This is a genomic window from Pseudomonas sp. LBUM1646 (assembly GCF_059716165.1).
Window position 1 is genome coordinate 1,487,839 of the sequence record NZ_CP166810.1, and the last position, 17,710, is coordinate 1,505,548.

The 17,710-nt window shown below is 60.9% G+C and carries 14 protein-coding genes; 10 read left to right on the forward strand and 4 right to left on the reverse strand.

From position 1 onward, the window contains the following. Positions 1–185: 185 nt before the first annotated feature. The 10 genes from pcaK to pcaC all read left to right on the forward strand — a co-directional run bounded on the left by pcaK (position 186) and on the right by pcaC (position 10,087). Complete coding sequence (gene pcaK, locus ACA071_RS06555) at positions 186–1,532, forward strand: 4-hydroxybenzoate transporter PcaK (protein ID WP_497643632.1); 1,347 nt, start codon at positions 186–188, stop codon at positions 1,530–1,532. 280 nt (positions 1,533–1,812) lie between these two features. Then, the gene (locus ACA071_RS06560) at positions 1,813–2,670 is read left to right on the forward strand and encodes a CoA transferase subunit A (protein ID WP_054046891.1); all 858 of its coding nucleotides are present in this window, start codon (positions 1,813–1,815) and stop codon (positions 2,668–2,670) included. Continuing rightward, the gene (locus ACA071_RS06565; protein WP_169371271.1) at positions 2,670–3,449 is read left to right on the forward strand and encodes a CoA-transferase subunit beta; all 780 of its coding nucleotides are present in this window, start codon (positions 2,670–2,672) and stop codon (positions 3,447–3,449) included. The genes ACA071_RS06560 and ACA071_RS06565 overlap by 1 nt, the downstream gene beginning before the upstream one ends. Further along, positions 3,446–4,651 (forward strand): 3-oxoadipyl-CoA thiolase, encoded by a 1,206-nt coding sequence (gene pcaF / locus ACA071_RS06570; RefSeq protein WP_497645276.1) that lies wholly within the window; start codon positions 3,446–3,448, stop codon positions 4,649–4,651. Before ACA071_RS06565 ends, pcaF begins: the two co-directional genes overlap by 4 nt. Positions 4,652–4,686: 35 nt before the next feature. Next, positions 4,687–5,391 (forward strand): protocatechuate 3,4-dioxygenase subunit beta, encoded by a 705-nt coding sequence (gene pcaH, locus ACA071_RS06575; protein ID WP_497643633.1) that lies wholly within the window; start codon positions 4,687–4,689, stop codon positions 5,389–5,391. Position 5,392: 1 nt separating this feature from the next. Then, positions 5,393–5,959 carry a protocatechuate 3,4-dioxygenase subunit alpha gene (pcaG, locus tag ACA071_RS06580; RefSeq protein WP_497643634.1) on the forward strand — a complete coding sequence of 189 codons (567 nt, stop codon included), beginning with the start codon at positions 5,393–5,395 and terminating at the stop codon, positions 5,957–5,959. A gap of 192 nt (positions 5,960–6,151) precedes the next feature. Then, positions 6,152–7,456, forward strand: coding sequence for an MFS family transporter (locus tag ACA071_RS06585; protein WP_497643635.1), 1,305 nt, complete (start codon positions 6,152–6,154; stop codon positions 7,454–7,456). A gap of 45 nt (positions 7,457–7,501) precedes the next feature. Continuing rightward, entirely contained in the window at positions 7,502–8,866 is a 1,365-nt protein-coding gene (locus tag ACA071_RS06590; protein WP_497643636.1) for a 3-carboxy-cis,cis-muconate cycloisomerase, read from the forward strand. An 11-nt stretch (positions 8,867–8,877) separates the two neighbouring features. Further along, on the forward strand, positions 8,878–9,684 hold the full coding sequence (gene pcaD / locus ACA071_RS06595) for a 3-oxoadipate enol-lactonase (RefSeq protein ID WP_497643637.1): 807 nt from the start codon (positions 8,878–8,880) through the stop codon (positions 9,682–9,684). A gap of 10 nt (positions 9,685–9,694) precedes the next feature. Beyond that, entirely contained in the window at positions 9,695–10,087 is a 393-nt protein-coding gene (pcaC, locus tag ACA071_RS06600; RefSeq protein WP_010462533.1) for a 4-carboxymuconolactone decarboxylase, read from the forward strand. A 98-nt stretch (positions 10,088–10,185) separates the two neighbouring features. Here the strand turns inward: pcaC and ACA071_RS06605 are convergent, their stop codons facing one another. The 4 genes from ACA071_RS06605 to emhA form a co-directional block, all read right to left on the reverse strand. Next, on the reverse strand, positions 10,186–11,445 hold the full coding sequence (locus tag ACA071_RS06605; RefSeq protein WP_497643638.1) for an OprD family porin: 1,260 nt from the start codon (positions 11,443–11,445) through the stop codon (positions 10,186–10,188). A gap of 382 nt (positions 11,446–11,827) precedes the next feature. Then, complete coding sequence (gene emhC, locus ACA071_RS06610) at positions 11,828–13,288, reverse strand: efflux RND transporter outer membrane subunit EmhC (protein ID WP_497643639.1); 1,461 nt, start codon at positions 13,286–13,288, stop codon at positions 11,828–11,830. Beyond that, positions 13,285–16,434: an efflux RND transporter permease subunit EmhB gene (gene emhB / locus ACA071_RS06615; RefSeq protein WP_497643640.1), complete on the reverse strand. Its 3,150-nt coding sequence runs from the start codon at positions 16,432–16,434 to the stop codon at positions 13,285–13,287. The genes emhC and emhB overlap by 4 nt, the downstream gene beginning before the upstream one ends. Positions 16,435–16,437: 3 nt before the next feature. Then, positions 16,438–17,592, reverse strand: a complete 1,155-nt coding sequence (gene emhA, locus ACA071_RS06620; protein ID WP_497643641.1) for an efflux RND transporter periplasmic adaptor subunit EmhA — start codon at positions 17,590–17,592, stop codon at positions 16,438–16,440. Between the last annotated feature and the right edge of the window lie 118 nt (positions 17,593–17,710).

Below are 17,710 nucleotides of genomic sequence, written 5' to 3' on the forward strand. Positions count from 1 at the left end.
CAGTGTTCGCCTAAGCTGTTCGATAAACGCACAGAGTTGCGTTTATCGAATTGACGCTGTTTCCCTCGGATCATTAATGTCGCGGCAGCGTCATCCGGCGCTGTTGACCCTCGGTCAGTCGCCGGATGACGACCCCCCAATAATAATGAGAAGAGGCCACGCGTTCTTTGCGTGGAATAAAAATAATGAATCAGCCTCAGTCTGCTGTAGGAAACTGCCTCGACGTGCAGTCCTTCATCAATGCCCAACCCATCTCGCGCTACCAGTGGCGAGTGGTGATCCTGTGTTTCCTGATTGTCTTCCTCGATGGCCTCGACACCGCAGCCATGGGCTTCATCGCGCCGGCCCTGTCCCAGGACTGGGGCATCGACCGCGCCAGCCTCGGTCCGGTGATGAGTGCGGCGCTGATCGGCATGGTTTTCGGCGCATTGGGCTCCGGCCCGTTGGCTGACCGCTTTGGGCGAAAAATCGTACTGGTAGGTGCGGTATTTCTGTTCGGCATTTTTAGCCTGGCCTCGGCCTATAGCTCTAACGTCGATCAATTGCTGGTGTTGCGTTTCCTCACGGGCCTGGGCCTGGGCGCCGGCATGCCGAACGCCACCACGCTGCTGTCGGAATACACCCCGGAGCGCAAGAAATCCCTGCTGGTGACCAGCATGTTCTGCGGCTTCAACCTCGGCATGGCCGGCGGCGGGTTCATTTCGGCCAAGCTGATCCCGGCGTTCGGCTGGCACAGCCTGCTGCTGATCGGTGGGATTTTGCCGCTGATCCTTGCCGTCGTATTGCTGTTCTGGCTGCCGGAATCGGCGCGTTACCTTGTGGTCCGTAACCGCGGCACCGACAAAGTGCGCAAAACCCTGGCGCCGATCGACCCGACGGTGGTGGCCCAGGCGTCCAGCTTCAGCGTGCCGGAGCAGAAAACCGTGAAGGCGCGCAATGTGTTCGCGGTGATTTTTTCCGGCACCTACAGCACCGGCACCTTGCTGCTGTGGCTGACCTACTTCATGGGCCTGGTGATCGTTTACCTGCTGACCAGTTGGCTACCAACGCTGATGCGTGACAGCGGCGCGAGCATGGAGCAGGCGGCGTTTATCGGCGCGCTGTTCCAGTTCGGCGGAGTGCTGAGTGCTGTAGGCGTAGGCTGGGGGATGGACCGGTTCAATCCGCACAAGGTCATCGGCACTTTCTACCTGTTGGCCGGGGTGTTTGCCTACGCGGTTGGGCAGAGCCTGGGCCACATCACGGTGTTGGCGACATTGGTGCTGGTGGCCGGGATGTGTGTCAACGGCGCGCAATCGGCGATGCCATCGTTGGCGGCGCGGTTTTATCCGACCCAGGGCCGAGCGACCGGGGTGTCGTGGATGCTCGGGATTGGCCGTTTCGGCGCGATCCTCGGTGCCTGGATGGGCGCGACGTTGCTGGGGTTGGGCTGGAATTTCGAGCAGGTGCTGACGGCGTTGGTGATTCCCGCGGCACTGGCGACCACGGCGGTGGTGATCAAAGGCATGGTGAGTCATGCGGATGCGACCTGAGGGTGGGTGATCGTTCCCACGCTCCGCGTGGGAATGCAGCCCGGGACGCTCCGCGTCCCATTGGAACGCGGAGCGTCCCCTGAGGCATTCCCACGCGGAGCGTGGGAACGATCGGCGGAACGGATCGATAGCCAGACAACAATCTGTTCGATAAACGAACACTCAGTCGATTATCGGATTGTTCGGCAATTTCCAGCGGCTTAATCTTCAGTGACTTCGGCGCTGAACCTCGCGCCTTTTTCTTCCACTGTCGGTTCACAACAAAACGGGAGCCTGCCCCATGGCTGAAATCCTTTCGCTGCATGACGCGGTGAAGCAATTCGTCAACGACGGCGATACCGTCGCGCTTGAAGGCTTCACTCACCTGATTCCGACGGCGGCGGGTCATGAAATCATTCGCCAGGGCAAGAAAGATCTGACGCTGGTGCGAATGACACCTGACTTGATCTACGACCAGTTGATCGGTGCCGGTTGTGCTCGCAAGCTGATTTTTTCCTGGGGCGGCAACCCCGGCGTAGGCTCGCTGCACCGTCTGCGTGACGCCGTCGAGAAGCAGTGGCCGCATCCACTGGAAATCGAAGAACACAGCCACGCTGACTTGGCGAATGCCTACGTCGCTGGCGCTTCCGGCCTACCGTTCGCAGTGTTGCGGGCCTACGCCGGTTCCGACCTGCCAAAGGTCAATCCGCTGATCAAAACCGTCACCTGCCCGTTCACCGGCGAAGTGCTGGCCGCCGTACCGTCGGTGCGTCCGGACATCACCGTGATTCACGCGCAGAAGGCCGACCGCAAAGGCAACGTTTTGCTGTGGGGCATTCTTGGCGTGCAGAAAGAAGCGGCGCTGGCGGCCAAGCGCTGCATTGTCACCGTCGAAGAAATCGTCGATGACCTCAATGCACCGATGAACTCGTGTGTACTGCCGACCTGGGCCTTGAGCGCGGTTTGCCACGTCCCTGGCGGCGCGCATCCGTCCTACGCCCATGGTTACAACGAGCGCGATAACCGCTTCTACCAGGCCTGGGACCCGATTGCCCGGGACCGCGACACCTTCACCGCGTGGATCAACGAGTACATCCACGGCTGCGCTGACTTCAGCGAGTTCCAGGCCAAGCTGGCCGCTGCATCGGAGGCCAAGTAATGACTTACACCACCAATGAAATGATGACCGTCGCCGCCGCCCGCCGTTTGAAGAACGGTTCGGTGTGCTTCGTCGGTATCGGTTTGCCGTCGAAAGCCGCCAACCTGGCGCGGCTGACTTCCTCCCCTGACGTAGTCCTGATCTACGAATCGGGTCCGATCGGTGCCAAGCCGAGCGTACTGCCGCTGTCGATCGGCGACGGTGAGCTGGCGGAAACCGCCGACACTGTCGTGCCGACCGGTGAGATTTTTCGCTATTGGTTGCAGGGTGGGCGTATCGACGTCGGTTTTCTCGGCGCGGCGCAGGTTGACCGCTTCGGCAATATCAACACCACAGTCGTTGGCGATTATCACCAGCCGAAAGTCCGCCTGCCGGGTGCCGGTGGCGCACCGGAGATTGCCGGTTCCGCCAAGAGCGTGTTGATCATCCTTAAACAGTCGGCGCGCTCTTTTGTCGACAAACTCGACTTCATTACCTCGGTCGGCCACGGCGAGGGCGGTGATTCGCGCAAACGCCTGGGCCTGCCGGGCGCCGGGCCGGTCGGCATCATTACCGACCTGTGCATCATGGAACCGGAAGCCGACACCCATGAATTCGTGGTCACCGCGCTGCATCCCGGCGTGACCCGCGAGCAAGTGGTCGCCGCCACCGGTTGGGCGATCCGCTTCGCCGAAAATGTTGAAAACACCGCCGAGCCCACCGATGTCGAGCTGACGGCATTAAGGGATCTGGAAGCCCGCACCGCCGCTGCCCACGGCCAAGCACCCGGAGAAGCCTGATGCGTGACGTTTACATCTGCGACGCGATTCGCACCCCCATTGGCCGGTTCGGCGGTGGCTTGTCGGCAGTTCGTGCCGACGACCTGGCCGCCGTACCGATCAAGGCGCTGATGGAGCGCAACCCGTCGGTGGACTGGAGCGCGGTAGACGAGGTGTTCCTCGGTTGCGCCAACCAGGCCGGCGAAGACAACCGCAACGTGGCGCGCATGGCGCTGCTGTTGGCCGGGCTGCCGGAAAGCATTCCCGGCGTCACGCTCAACCGCCTCTGCGCTTCGGGCATGGACGCCATCGGCACGGCGTTCCGGGCGATTGCCAGCGGCGAGATGGAGCTGGCGATTGCGGGCGGCGTCGAGTCGATGTCCCGCGCACCGTTTGTGATGGGCAAGGCCGATGCGGCGTTCTCGCGCAATATGAAGCTGGAAGACACCACCATTGGCTGGCGCTTTATCAACCCGTTGATGAAAGCCCAGTACGGTGTCGATGCGATGCCGCAAACCGCCGACAACGTAGCGGACGACTACGAAGTGTCCCGCGAGGATCAGGACGCTTTCGCCCTGCGCAGCCAGCAACGGACGGCGGCCGCGCAAGCTGCAGGATTTTTCGCTGAAGAAATCGTTGAAGTGCGGATTGCCCACAAGAAAGGAGAAACAATCGTCACCCAGGACGAACATCCTCGTGCCGACACCACATTGGAAACCCTGGCCAAACTAAAACCAGTCAACGGCCCGGACAAAACCGTCACCGCTGGCAATGCCTCGGGTGTGAATGACGGGGCGGCCGCAATGATCCTGGCGTCCGCCGAAGCCGTGAAAAAACACGGTCTGACTGCCCGCGCCAAAGTGCTCGGCATGGCCAGCGCCGGGGTCGCCCCTCGCATCATGGGCATCGGCCCGGTGCCGGCGGTGCGCAAACTCACCGAGCGCCTCGGTCTGGCGGTCAGCGATTTCGACGTGATCGAACTCAACGAAGCCTTCGCCAGCCAGGGCTTGGCGGTACTGCGTGAATTGGGATTGGCGGACGACGCGGCCCAAGTCAACCCTAACGGTGGCGCCATTGCCTTGGGCCATCCGTTGGGCATGAGCGGCGCACGTCTGGTGCTGACCGCGCTGCATCAACTGGAAAAAACCGGTGGAAAGAAAGGTCTGGCGACCATGTGCGTTGGTGTCGGCCAAGGTCTGGCCCTCGCGATCGAACGCGTCTGACAGCCGCCGACTAATAAGAACAGAGGAAAAGCGAAATGACTGACAAGCCTGGTTACCGTCGCCCGCAGGAAGGCACCCAGCCGGATTACTTGCACCCGACCTATCAATCCACCAACCGTCGCGCGCCGTCCAAGCCGTTGGTGTTTTTGCCCCATTCGCTGTCGGAAATTACCGGCCCGACTATCGGCGCCGAGCGCATCAACGAGAAGGATAACGACCTGACCGCCCAGCACACGGGCGAGCCACAGGGCGAGCGCATCATCATCCACGGCCGCGTGCTCGATGAGGATGGTTTGCCGGTGCCGGGGATTCTGGTGGAGATCTGGCAGGCCAACGCCGCCGGGCGCTACAACCATGCTCGCGACCTGCACGACGCGCCGCTGGACCCGAACTTCACCGGCACCGGCCGCACCGTGACCGACGCCGATGGCTGGTATCAGTTCCAGACCATCAAGCCAGGCGCCTATCCGTGGGGCAACCATCACAACGCCTGGCGTCCGGCGCACATCCATTTCTCACTGTTTGGGCCGAGTATTCTGACGCGGCTGGTGACCCAGATGTATTTCCCGGGTGATCCGTTGCTGGCCTACGACCCGATCTACAACTGCGTGCCAGATACCCGCGCCAAAGAACGCTTGATCGCCAGTTTCGACCTGGAAAAAACCATTCCTTCCTATGCCCTCGGCTATCGCTGGGACATCGTCTTGCGCGGCCGCGAAGCCACGCCGATGGAGAAATAAGATGACGCTGAACGCGACCACGTCCCATACCGTCGGGCCGTATTACCACATCGGCCTGACCTGGCTGAACCGCGAAGACCTGACCGTCGAACAGACCCTGGGCCAGCGCGTGGCGATCACCGGGCAAGTCATCGATGGCAACGGCGATGTTGTAAACGACGCGATGCTCGAAGTCTGGCAGGCCAATGCGGCCGGCAAATACGACCACCCGGAAGACGATCAGGACAAACCCCGGGACCCGAACTTCGAAGGCTTTGGCCGGGTGCCGGTGGATGCTGAAGGGCGGTTTCGCTTTACCACGATCAAGCCGGGGACGGTGGAAGGGCTGAATGGCACGACCCAGGCGCCGCATCTGGTGGTGTTGGTGTTTGCCCGTGGGTTGGTCAAGCACTTGCTGACGCGGATTTACTTTGATGGCGAGCCGACGAATGTGGCGGATCCATTGTTGGAGTGTGTGCCGTCCGAGCGCCGTAGCACGTTGCTGGCCAAGGCCGATGCATCCGGTGTTTACCAGTGGAACGTGATTTTGCAGGGCACCGATGCGGAGACAGTGTTCTTCGATTACTGACTCTAACCTGATCGTTCCCACGCTGCGTGGGAATGCCGCCATGGACGCTCTGCGTACACTGTGACGCGGAGCGTCACGGTATGCATTCCCACGCAGAGCGTGGGAACGATCATTGTGTTGCCAATGCATCTGCGGAACGGGATTGTTGCGAAGTGTGTCTAGACTCTCACTGTCCCCATTGAGTGAAAAACAATGACAACGACTACCGCCTCTACAGAACACTACACCGGAGAAGAGCGCAGCAAGCGCATCTTCGCCATTGTCGGCGCCTCGTCCGGCAACCTGGTCGAGTGGTTCGACTTTTACGTGTATGCCTTTTGCGCCATCTATTTCGCCCCGGCGTTTTTCCCGTCCGACAACCCCACGGTGCAGTTGGTCAACACCGCCGGTGTGTTCGCCGCCGGGTTCCTGATGCGGCCCATTGGTGGCTGGATTTTTGGCCGTGTCGCGGACAAGCACGGGCGCAAGAATTCGATGATGATTTCGGTGCTGATGATGTGCTTCGGCTCGTTGCTCATCGCCTGTCTGCCGACCTACAACAGCATTGGCGTCTGGGCACCGATCATGCTGCTGTTCGCGCGTCTGCTTCAGGGCCTGTCGGTGGGTGGCGAATACGGCACCACCGCAACTTACATGAGCGAAGTTGCCCTCAAGGGCCAGCGCGGTTTTTTCGCCTCGTTCCAGTACGTGACGTTGATTGGCGGGCAACTGCTCGCGGTGTCGCTGGTGGTGATCCTGCAACAGTTCCTCACCGAAGATGACTTGCGTGCCTACGGCTGGCGGATCCCGTTCGTGGTCGGCGCGCTGGCGGCGTTGATTTCGCTGTTCCTGCGTCGTTCGCTGAAGGAAACCAGCAGCAAGGAAATGCGCGAAAACAAGGACGCCGGCAGCATCATGGCGCTGTTTCGCGACCATAAAGCTGCGTTCATCACCGTGCTCGGCTACACCGCTGGCGGTTCGCTGATTTTCTACACCTTCACCACGTACATGCAGAAGTACCTGGTGAACACCGCCGGCATGCACGCCAAGACTGCCAGTTACATCATGACCGGCGCGCTGTTCCTTTATATGTGCATGCAGCCGCTGTTCGGCATGCTCGCGGACAAGATCGGCCGCCGTAACTCGATGCTCTGGTTCGGCGCCCTCGGGACCTTGTTCACCGTGCCGATCCTGCTCAGCCTGAAAAGCGTCAGCAGTCCATTTCTGGCCTTTGTGCTGATTACCGTGGCGTTGGCGATTGTCAGTTTCTACACCTCGATCAGTGGCCTGGTAAAAGCCGAAATGTTCCCGCCCGAGGTGCGTGCCCTGGGCGTTGGCCTGGCGTATGCGGTGGCGAATGCGATCTTCGGCGGTTCGGCGGAATACGTGGCCCTGAGCCTGAAAGCCGTGGGCATGGAAAACTCCTTCTACTGGTACGTCACGGTAATGATGGCGGTGGCGTTTCTGTTCAGCCTGCGCCTGCCCAAACAAGCGAAGTATTTGCACCACGACCTTTGATCCCTATGCGTGGGCCCGTTCGGCCCACGCTTCCAAGGACTTTTTATGAACCAGCGACCGAACAATCAATTGTTCGATGCCTATTTCACTGCCCGCGATATGCGTGAGGTGTTCTGCGATCAGGGCCGGGTTCAGGCCATGCTCGATTTCGAAGCGGCGCTGGCCCGGGCCGAAGCGCGGGTCGGGTTGATTCCGCACACCGCCGTCGCGGCTATCGAAGCAGCCTGTCAGGCCGGGCATTACGATTTCGCCGCCCTCGGTGAAGCGATTGCCACGGCGGGGAACTCGGCGATTCCGTTGGTCAAGGCCTTGGGCAAACAGATCGCGGCAAGCGACGCCGAGGCTGAGCGTTATGTGCATTTGGGCGCGACCAGTCAGGACGTGATGGATTCCGGTCTGGTGCTGCAATTGCGCCGGGCATTGGAGTTGATCGAAAGCGATCTGGCGCAACTGGGGGAAACCCTGGCGACCCAGGCTCAGCGCTATGCCGCCACACCGCTGGCCGGACGCACCTGGTTGCAACACGCGACGCCGGTCACCCTCGGCATGAAAATCGCCGGTTGGCTCGGTGCGGTGACCCGCAGTCGTCAGCGGTTGCGCGAACTCAAACCGCGATTGCTGGTGCTGCAATTCGGCGGCGCCTCGGGAACCCTCGCGGCCCTCGGCGAACAAGCGATGCCCATCGCCTACGCCTTGGCTGAGGAACTGCAACTGGCGTTGCCGGAGCAACCCTGGCACACCCAGCGTGATCGCCTAGTGGAGTTCGGCGCGGTGCTCGGTCTGATCGCCGGCAGCCTCGGCAAATTCGGTCGCGACATCAGCCTGTTGATGCAGACCGAAGCCGCTGAAGTGTTCGAACCTGCGGCGCCGGGCAAGGGCGGTTCTTCGACCATGCCGCACAAGCGCAACCCGGTGGGCGCTGCAGTGTTGATCGGCGCGGCGACGCGGGTGCCGGGTTTGCTCTCGACCCTGTTCAGCGCCATGCCCCAGGAACACGAACGCAGCCTGGGCCTGTGGCATGCCGAGTGGGAAACCCTGCCGGAGATTTGCTGCCTGGTGTCCGGCAGCCTGCAGCAAGCGTTGCTGGTGGCGGATGGTCTGGAAGTAGACGCGGATCGCATGGCGCGCAATCTCGACCTGACTCAAGGTTTGGTGCTGGCAGAAGCGGTGAGCATCGTCCTCGCGCAACGGGTCGGTCGCGAGACCGCGCATTATCTGCTGGAACAGTGCTGCAAACGCGCGGTGGCCGAGCAACGGCATCTGCGCGCAGTCCTCGGCGACGAACCGCAAGTGACGGCGCAACTGTCGGACGCCGAACTGGATCAACTGCTGGACCCTGCCCACTACCTCGGCCAGGCCCAAACCTGGGTCGAGCGGGCGGTGGCTGAACATTTTGCGTTGACTGCCTGAAGGAGGCTGCCGTGGCATTCGTACAACTCGCCGAGGGCGAACTGCACTACCAAATTCAAGGGCCGCAACTCGATGGCCCGGTCGATGCGCCGGTGCTGGTGTTGTCCAACTCCTTGGGCACCGACCTGCACATGTGGGACGCACAGGTCGCGGCGTTCAGCGAGCATTTCCGGGTACTGCGTTTTGATACCCGTGGTCATGGCCAGTCGCTGGTCACACCGGGGCCGTACACCATCGAGCAACTGGGCCACGACGTTTTGGCGCTGCTGGATGCGTTGCACATCGAGCGCGCGCATTTCTGTGGCCTGTCCATGGGCGGCTTGATTGGCCAGTGGCTGGGGATCAACGCTGGCGAGCGGCTGCACAAATTGATCGTGTGCAACACCGCAGCGAAAATCGGCGATCCGTCGGTGTGGAACCCGCGAATCGAAACCGTGCTGCGGGACGGCCCGGAGGCCATGGTCGCCTTGCGTGATGCATCGATTGCACGCTGGTTTACTGCGGATTTTGCCGAAGCCAATCCGGCGGCGGCGAAGAAGATCACTGACATGCTCGCCGCCACTTCGCCTGAAGGTTACGCGGCCAATTGCGCCGCCGTGCGCGATGCCGATTTCCGTGAGCAATTGTCCTCGATCAAGGTGCCGCTGCTGGTGATCGCCGGCACCGAAGACGCGGTTACGCCGCCGTCTGGTGGGCACTTTATTCAGGCACACGTGCAGGGCGCCGAGTACGCCGAGTTCTACGCCGCGCACCTGTCCAACGTCCAGGCCGGCGACGCGTTCAGCGCGCGGGTGCTGGGGTTTTTGTCGAAGCCTTGAGGGGAATTTTGTGGACGAGAAACAACGTTATGACGAGGGCCTGGAAGTCCGTCGCGCAGTCCTTGGCGACGCCCATGTCGACCGCAGCCTGAATGCGCTGACCGAGTTCAACTCGGAGTTCCAGGAAATGATCACCCGTCACGCTTGGGGCGACATCTGGACCCGCCCGGGCCTGCCGCGCCACACCCGCAGCCTGATCACCATCGCCATGCTGATCGGCATGAACCGCAATGAAGAACTCAAGCTGCACCTGCGCGCCGCCGCCAACAACGGCGTGACCCGCGGCGAGATCAAGGAAGTGATCATGCAGAGCGCGATCTATTGCGGGATTCCGGCGGCGAATGCCACGTTCCACCTGGCGGAGTCGGTGTGGGATGAGTTGGGGGTTGAATCGCGGGAATAGAGTAACGGCCTCAAAAAAGATCGCAGCTTTCGGCAGCTCCTACAGAGGAATGTATACACCCTGTGGAGCTGCCGAAGGCTGCGATCTTTTGATTTGGCTTACAGCAAACTGATCGGATAGCTGACGATCAAGCGGTTCTCATCAAACTCGTTGTTGCTGAAGTCCCGGCGCAGGGTCGAGTTGCGCCATTTGAAGTTCAGGTCCTTGAGTGTGCCGCTTTGCACGGTGTAGCCCAGTTCCGATTCGCGGCCCCATTCCTTGCCGTTGGTGATGGTGCCGGTGTGCACGTTGTCGCCGCTGATGTAGCGGTTCATCAGGGTCAGGCCGGGGATGCCGAGGGCGACGAAGTTGTAGTCATGGCGCAATTGCCAGGAGCGTTCCTGGGCGTTGTCGTAGCTGTTGTTGTAACTGTCGTTGGCCAAAGTGCCGCCGCTGGTGCCGTTGACGCGCATCCAGGCGCTGTCGCCGGTGAGTTTTTGCAGGCCGACGTAGAAGGTGTTGCCGCCGTACTTGGCCGAGAACATGCCAGACCAGGTCTTATTGTCCAACTCGCCGGCCCGGGCACTGCCGTCATCCTTACCGTAGAAGTAACCAATGTTGGCGCCGAGGGTCCAGTCGCCGATGGGCTGGGTGTGGATCAGGTTGATGAATTGCTGGCTGTAGATGTCCTTGAGTTCGGCGTTCCACAGGCCGATCTGAGTGTGCTTGTCATTGAAGACGTACTCACCGCCCTGGAAATTGAAACGGTCGGAGGTGAACGCTGCTTTGCCGACCATCGACATGTCGCTCATGCTGCTGTCGTCCCGTGGGCTGTTGGCGCGGAACTGGCCGCCGTAGAGCGTCAGGCCGTCGATTTCCTTCGACGTGATCTGCCCGCCCCGGAAGGTTTGCGGGAGGGAACGGCCGTCATCCGAACGCAGGATCGGCAGCACCGGCATCCATTCGCCGACCTTCACTTCGGTCTGGGACAGCTTGGCCTTGAACGCCACGTTGGTGCGGCCAAAGTTATCCGCCGGGCGCCCGTCATGATCCAGCGGCAGCAACTGCGTACCGCCCGTGCCTTTACCGCCGTCGAGTTTCACCGAGTACAACCCCAGCACGTCCATGCCGAATCCGACGGTGCCTTGGGTGAAACCGGATTTAGCATCGAGGATGAAGCTTTGCGTCCATTCTTCGGCCTTGCCCTGGGCCTTGGTTGGGTTGGTGAAGTTGCGATTGATGTAGAAATTGCGCAGGTTCAGGTTGACCTTGGCACCTTCGACAAAACCCGATTCTTCGGCCACGACGGGCAGGGCGCTGCCGGCCAATGCGGCGGCGATGAGGCTGGGGAACACGTACTGCGCGGTGGAAGGCTTCATGGGCTCGGGTCTCTCTAATTGTTAGGGGTGAAACGGGGCGCTGCCGCAACCTGAGGGTGCAGACACAAGAGTTGAAATCGAGGGAACGCGGGGGGATATCAGCCGGACAGGGCAGGGCGCGGGGACATGGTGTTGGACCTGTTGTTATTGGTTTTGTGGAGCGAATGGTGCGGGGGATGGGCGGGGGGATTCAATTGGGGAAAGCGGGTTTTGGGCGATTATCGAACGACAAAGATCAGAAGATAAAAATCAAAAGTTCGCAGCCTTCGGCAGCTCCTACGCGCCTGTGGGCGTTGCCGAAGGCTGCGATCTTTTGACTTTCGCTTTTCCCAAGGCAACAAAAAGCCCACCAAAAGGTGGGCTTCTCGTATTCAAAGCGCTATCAGAACAACTTCAACTTCGGCGCTTCTTCTTTCAACGGTTCGTTTTTCGCCGTTTGTTCGTTCCAGCCACCACCCAGCGCCTTGTACAGATTGACTGCGCTGTTCAACTGCGCCAAACGGTCGGTGATCAGCGTCTGTTGGGCGCTGAAGAGCTGACGTTGGGCGTCGAGGAAGGTCAGGTTGCTGTCGACACCAATGCGGTAGCGACGCTCGGCCAGACGGTAGTAGTCCTGGTTGGCGGCGACGAAATCACGCTGGGCCTGCAACTGCTCGGTGTAGGTCTGGCGGGCGGCCAGGCCATCAGCGACTTCCTGGAAGGCCGTTTGAATGGACTTCTCGTAGTTCGCCACGCCGATGTCTTTCTGGATTTTCGAGTAATCCAGGCTGGCGCGCAGGCTGCCAGCGTTGAAGATCGGCAGGTTGATCTGCGGCGAGAACAGCCAGGTCCCCGAACCACCCTTGAACAGACCGGACAGGTCCGGGCTCAGGGTCCCGGCATTGGCGGTCAGGCTGATGCTCGGGAAGAACGCCGCTCGCGCCGCGCCGATGTTGGCGTTGGCGGCCTTCAGGTTGTATTCGGCCTGGAGGATGTCCGGACGACGTTGCAGCAAGTCCGACGGCAGGCCCGGCGGTACATCGCTCAGCAGGTCGTCAGACAATGGCTTGGCGGCTTGCAGGTTGGCCGGGACACCGGTGCCGAGCAGCAGCACCAGGCTGTTTTCATCCTGGGCGACCTGACGGGTGTACTTGGCCAGTTGTGCCCGGGCGTTTTCCACCGAGGTACGCGACTGGGCCAGGTCCAGGGCCGAGGCGACACCGACTTCGTTGCTGCGCGAGGTGAGCTTGTAGCTCTCCTCGAACGCGCCGAGGGTGTCCTGGGTCAGTTTCAGCAGTTCCTTGTCGGCCTGCCAGGTCAGGTAGGCGTTGGCCACGCTGGCCACGAGGCTGATCTGCGTGCTGCGCCGCGCTTCTTCGGTGGCGAAGTACTTCTGCAGGGCTTCTTCGCTCAGGCTGCGAACCCGACCGAACAGGTCGAGTTCATAGGCGCTGATACCGACAGTGGCCGAGTAGGAGCTGGTGATACCTGCCTCGCCGGTCTGCGAGGCTCGTGCCGGAACGCGCTGGCGGCTGCCGGTGCCATTGGCCGAGATCGCCGGGTACAGATCGGCACGCTGGATGCGGTACTGGGCCGCGAAGGCGTCGATGTTCAGGGCCGCGACACGCAGGTCACGGTTGTTTTCCAGGGCGACCTGGATCATCTGTTGCAGCGCCGGGTCATGGAAAAACTGCTTCCAGCCCTGCTCGGCGGCGGCCTGGCTAGGCGCCTGGGCCGGCGAATACGCCGGGCCCTGCGGGAATTGACCTGCCACCGGTGCTGCCGGCTGCTGATAGTCAGGAATCAGCGAGCAGCCACCGAGCACGAAGGCGGCAACAGCTAGGGAGAGTAGCGACTTGCTCATTGGCCAGCCTCTTTAGGATTTTCAATAGCGTCATCCTGATCAGCTTTTTTGCGCTGGCCGATGGACGACACGGTGACGAAGAACAGTGGGACCCAGAAGATCGCCAGGACCGTGGCGGTGATCATACCGCCAATTACCCCGGTACCGATTGCGTGCTGACTGCCCGAACCGGCGCCAGTGGAGATCGCCAGCGGAACCACACCGAGGACGAAGGCCAGCGACGTCATGATGATCGGTCGCAGACGCATGCGGCAGGCCTCGATGGCCGCTTCGCGCAGGCTGCGTCCTTGCTCGTGCAAGTCCTTGGCGAACTCGACGATCAGAATGGCGTTTTTCGATGCCAGACCGATGGTCGTCAACAGGCCCACCTGGAAGTACACGTCGTTGGACAGCCCTCGCAGGCTGGTGGCCATCAGCGCACCGATGATCCCCAGCGGTACCACGAGCATGACCGCGATCGGAATCGACCAGCTTTCATACAGGGCCGCCAGACACAGGAACACCATCAGCAGCGACAGGGCGTACAGCGCTGGCGCCTGGGAGCCGGACAAGCGTTCCTCGTACGACAGACCAGTCCAGGAAATACCGACACCCGCCGGCAGTTTCTTGGCGATGGCTTCGACTTCGGCCATGGCTTCACCGGTGGAGTAGCCCGGTGCCGGAGCCCCGAGAATCTCCATCGCTTCCACGCCGTTATAACGGGCCAGTTTCGGCGAACCGTAGACCCACTCGCCTTTGGCGAAGGCGGAGAACGGCACCATGGTGCCCGCGCTGTTGCGCACATACCATTTCTTCAAGTCTTCCGGGCTCATGCGCGAACCTGGCATGCCTTGTACGTAAACCTTCTTCACCCGACCACGGTCGATGAAGTCGTTCACATAGCTACTACCGAAGGAGATCGACAGCGTGCTGTTGATGTCGGAGAGGGTCAGGCCCAGGGCGCTGGCTTTCTCATCGTCGATTTCCAGTTGGTATTGCGGCTCATCGTTCAAGCCGTTCGGACGCACCTGGTACAGCACCTTGCTCTGTGCCGCCATGCCGAGGAACTGGTTACGCGCCGCCATCAGCTTGTCGTGACCGATACCGGCACGGTCTTGCAGGAACACGTCGAAACCGGTGGCGTTACCCAATTCCAGTACCGCCGGCGGTGCGAAGGCAAACACCATGGCATCGCGGAAGGTAAAGAAGTGCTGCTGGGCGCGGCCTGCCAGGGCAAACACGCTGTTGCTCGCGTCACGCTCGGCCCAAGGCTTGAGCATGATGAACGCCAGACCGGAACTCTGGCCACGACCGGCGAAGTTGAAGCCGTTCACGGTGAACACCGAGGCCACCGCGCCGGACTCTTTCTCCAGCAGGTAGGAACGCATCTCGTCGATCACCACTTGCGTGCGTTCGGCGCTGGAACCGGCCGGGGTTTGCACCTGGGCGAACAGTACGCCCTGGTCTTCTTCCGGCAGGAACGCGGTCGGAATGCGGGTGAACAGCCAGATCATGCCGACGATGATCAGCAGGTAAGCCAGCAGGTACGGGATCTTGTGCTTGAGCATGTTGCCGACACCGCGCTCGTAGCTTCTGAGGCCACGGTCGAAGTTGCGGTTGAACCAGCCAAAGAAGCCGCGTTTCGGTGTGCCATGCTCGCCTTTCGGAATCGCCTTGAGCATGGTGGCGCAGAGCGCCGGGGTGAAGATCAGCGCAACCATTACCGACAGGGCCATGGCCGAGACGATGGTGATCGAGAACTGTTTGTAGATCACACCGGTGGAACCGCTGAAGAACGCCATCGGCAGCAGTACCGCCGACAGCACCAGCGCGATACCGACCAGTGCGCCCTGGATCTGCCCCATGGATTTCTTGGTGGCTTCCTTGGGCGACAGGCCTTCCTCGCTCATCACCCGTTCGACGTTTTCCACCACGACGATGGCATCGTCCACCAGCAAGCCGATGGCCAACACCATACCGAACATGGTCAGGGTGTTGATGCTGAAACCGAACGCCGCGAGGATCCCGAACGTACCCAGCAATACCACCGGTACGGTCATCGTGGTGATGATGGTCGCGCGGAAGTTCTGCAAGAACAGGAACATCACCAGGAACACCAGCACGATCGCTTCGACCAGGGTTTCAACCACACCCTTGATCGATTCGGTCACCACCGGAGTGGTGTCGTACGGGAACACCACTTCCATCCCTTCCGGGAAGAATGGCTTGAGGTCATCGATGGTTTTACGCAGGGCCTTGGCTGTATCAAGGGCGTTGGCGCCGTTGGCCAGTTTCACCGCCAGACCGGAAGCCGGCTTGCCGTTGAACTGCGCCGCGATGCTGGAGTTTTCACCCCCCAGGCCGACATCGGCGACATCACCGACACGAACTTGCGAACCATCCTTGTTGACTTTCAGCAGGATCGCCTTGAACTGCTCGGCAGTTTGCAGGCGGGTCTTGCCGATGATCGTGGCGTTCAGTTGCTGGCCAGGCAGTGCCGGCAAGCCACCGAGTTGACCGGAGGAGATTTGAACGTTCTGTGCCGAGATCGCGGCACTGACATCGGCCGGGGTCAGGTTGTAGTTGTTCAACTTGGCCGGGTCGAGCCAGATCCGCATCGCGTACTGGGCACCGAAGACCTGGAAGTCACCGACACCGGCAGTCCGGGAGATCGGGTCCTGCATGTTCGACACGATGTAGTTGGACAAGTCGTCCTTGGACATGCTGCCGTCTTGCGAGACAACGCCGATCACCAGCAGGAAGTTTTTCACTGCCTTGGTCACGCGGATACCCTGTTGCTGCACTTCTTGCGGCAGCAGCGGGGTGGCCAGGTTCAGTTTGTTCTGGACCTGGACCTGCGCGGTATCGGAGTTGGTGCCTTGCTCGAAGGTGGCGGTAATGGTCATGCTGCCGTCGGAGTTACTTTCCGACGACACATAACGCAGATTATCGATACCGTTGAGCTGTTGCTCAATGACCTGCACCACGGTGTCCTGCACGGTTTGTGCAGAGGCGCCTGGGTAGGTCACGGAGATGGCAATGGCCGGCGGCGCAATACTCGGGTACTGGTTAATTGGTAACTTGAGGATCGATAGAGCCCCGACCAGCATGATCACCAGGGCAATTACCCAGGCGAAAATCGGACGGTCGATAAAAAATTTCGACATGGTTTACTCCCCTTTGCCGCTGTAAGCCTTATCAGCTGTCTGAGCGGGGGCTGGGTTCTTGCCAACGTTAGTAGCTTCCGTGGCCTTAACTTCAACGCCAGGTTTGACGTATTGCAGCCCTTCGGTGATCAGGCGGTCGCCTGCCTTGAGGCCGTCTTCGATCAGCCATTGGCTACCGACGGTACGGCTGGCCTTGAGCTGGCGCAGTTCGACCTTGTTGTCCGGGCCTACGACCAGCGCGGTCGGGGTGCCTTTGAGGTCGCGGGTCACACCTTGTTGCGGAGCAAGGATCGCCGCGCTGTTCACACCGGACTGCAACTGGGCGTGAACGAACATGCCAGGCAGCAGGGTGTGATCAGGGTTGGGGAACACGGCGCGCAAGGTGACGGAACCGGTGGTCTGGTCAACCGAGACTTCGGAGAACTCCAGTTTGCCGTCCTGCTTGTACTGGCTGCCGTCTTCCAGGGTCAGCTTGACCGCGGCCGAGTTGTCGCCGGCCTTTTGCAGGCGACCGCTTTCCAGTTCACGGCGCAGCTCAAGCAGCTCGACCGAAGACTGGGTGACGTCGACGTAGATCGGGTCCAGTTGCTGGATGACTGCCATCGCGTCGGTCTGGCCGCTGGTGACCAGCGCGCCTTCGGTCACCGAAGAGCGGCCGATACGACCAGTGATCGGTGCGTAGACCTTGGTGTAGCGCACATTGATCTGGGCCGATTGCAGGGTCGCTTCCGATTGCAAACGATTGGCCAGGGCCGTGTCGTATTCCTGGCGGCTGACCGCTTGCTCCTTGACCAGTTGCTGGTAACGATCGGAGATCGACTTGGTCTGTTGCAGGTTGGCCTGGGCGCTTTTCAGAGTGGCCTCATAGACCGACGGATCGATCTGATAGAGCTGCTGACCAGCCTTGACGTCGCCACCTTCCTTGAACAGACGCTTGAGAATGATGCCGTTGACCTGCGGGCGAACTTCGGCGATGCGGTACGCACTGGTACGGCCCGGCAGTTCGGACGTCAGGGTAAACGCTTGGGGTTGCAGGGTGACGACGCCGACCTGAGGGGCGGGAGCGGCAGGAGGTGCCTCTTCCTTTTTACATCCGCTGAGCAGCGATGCCAGGGCGACGGCAGTGACCAGGGCGGTAACAGCTGGCTTGAATTGCATGAAAATCCTCGGGTCAGGCGCGCTAAATGCGCACTAGAAAGGTGGAAGGGTAAAAAATGTGCGCTGAGTGGATAAGTAGCTTGCTAAGGAATATACTTACGTTCATGGTTGTTTGTAA

Bases quoted from the DNA above. Each gene is read 5' to 3' on its own strand.
- pcaK (WP_497643632.1), top strand. From the start codon at position 186: ATGAATCAGCCTCAGTCTGCTGTAGGAAACTGCCTCGACGTGCAGTCC.
- ACA071_RS06560 (WP_054046891.1), top strand. From the start codon at position 1,813: ATGGCTGAAATCCTTTCGCTGCATGACGCGGTGAAGCAATTCGTCAAC.
- ACA071_RS06565 (WP_169371271.1), top strand. From the start codon at position 2,670: ATGACTTACACCACCAATGAAATGATGACCGTCGCCGCCGCCCGCCGT.
- pcaH (WP_497643633.1), top strand. From the start codon at position 4,687: ATGACTGACAAGCCTGGTTACCGTCGCCCGCAGGAAGGCACCCAGCCG.
- pcaG (WP_497643634.1), top strand. From the start codon at position 5,393: ATGACGCTGAACGCGACCACGTCCCATACCGTCGGGCCGTATTACCAC.
- ACA071_RS06585 (WP_497643635.1), top strand. From the start codon at position 6,152: ATGACAACGACTACCGCCTCTACAGAACACTACACCGGAGAAGAGCGC.
- ACA071_RS06590 (WP_497643636.1), top strand. From the start codon at position 7,502: ATGAACCAGCGACCGAACAATCAATTGTTCGATGCCTATTTCACTGCC.
- ACA071_RS06605 (WP_497643638.1), bottom strand. From the start codon at position 11,445: ATGAAGCCTTCCACCGCGCAGTACGTGTTCCCCAGCCTCATCGCCGCC.
- emhC (WP_497643639.1), bottom strand. From the start codon at position 13,288: ATGAGCAAGTCGCTACTCTCCCTAGCTGTTGCCGCCTTCGTGCTCGGT.
- emhB (WP_497643640.1), bottom strand. From the start codon at position 16,434: ATGTCGAAATTTTTTATCGACCGTCCGATTTTCGCCTGGGTAATTGCC.
- emhA (WP_497643641.1), bottom strand. From the start codon at position 17,592: ATGCAATTCAAGCCAGCTGTTACCGCCCTGGTCACTGCCGTCGCCCTG.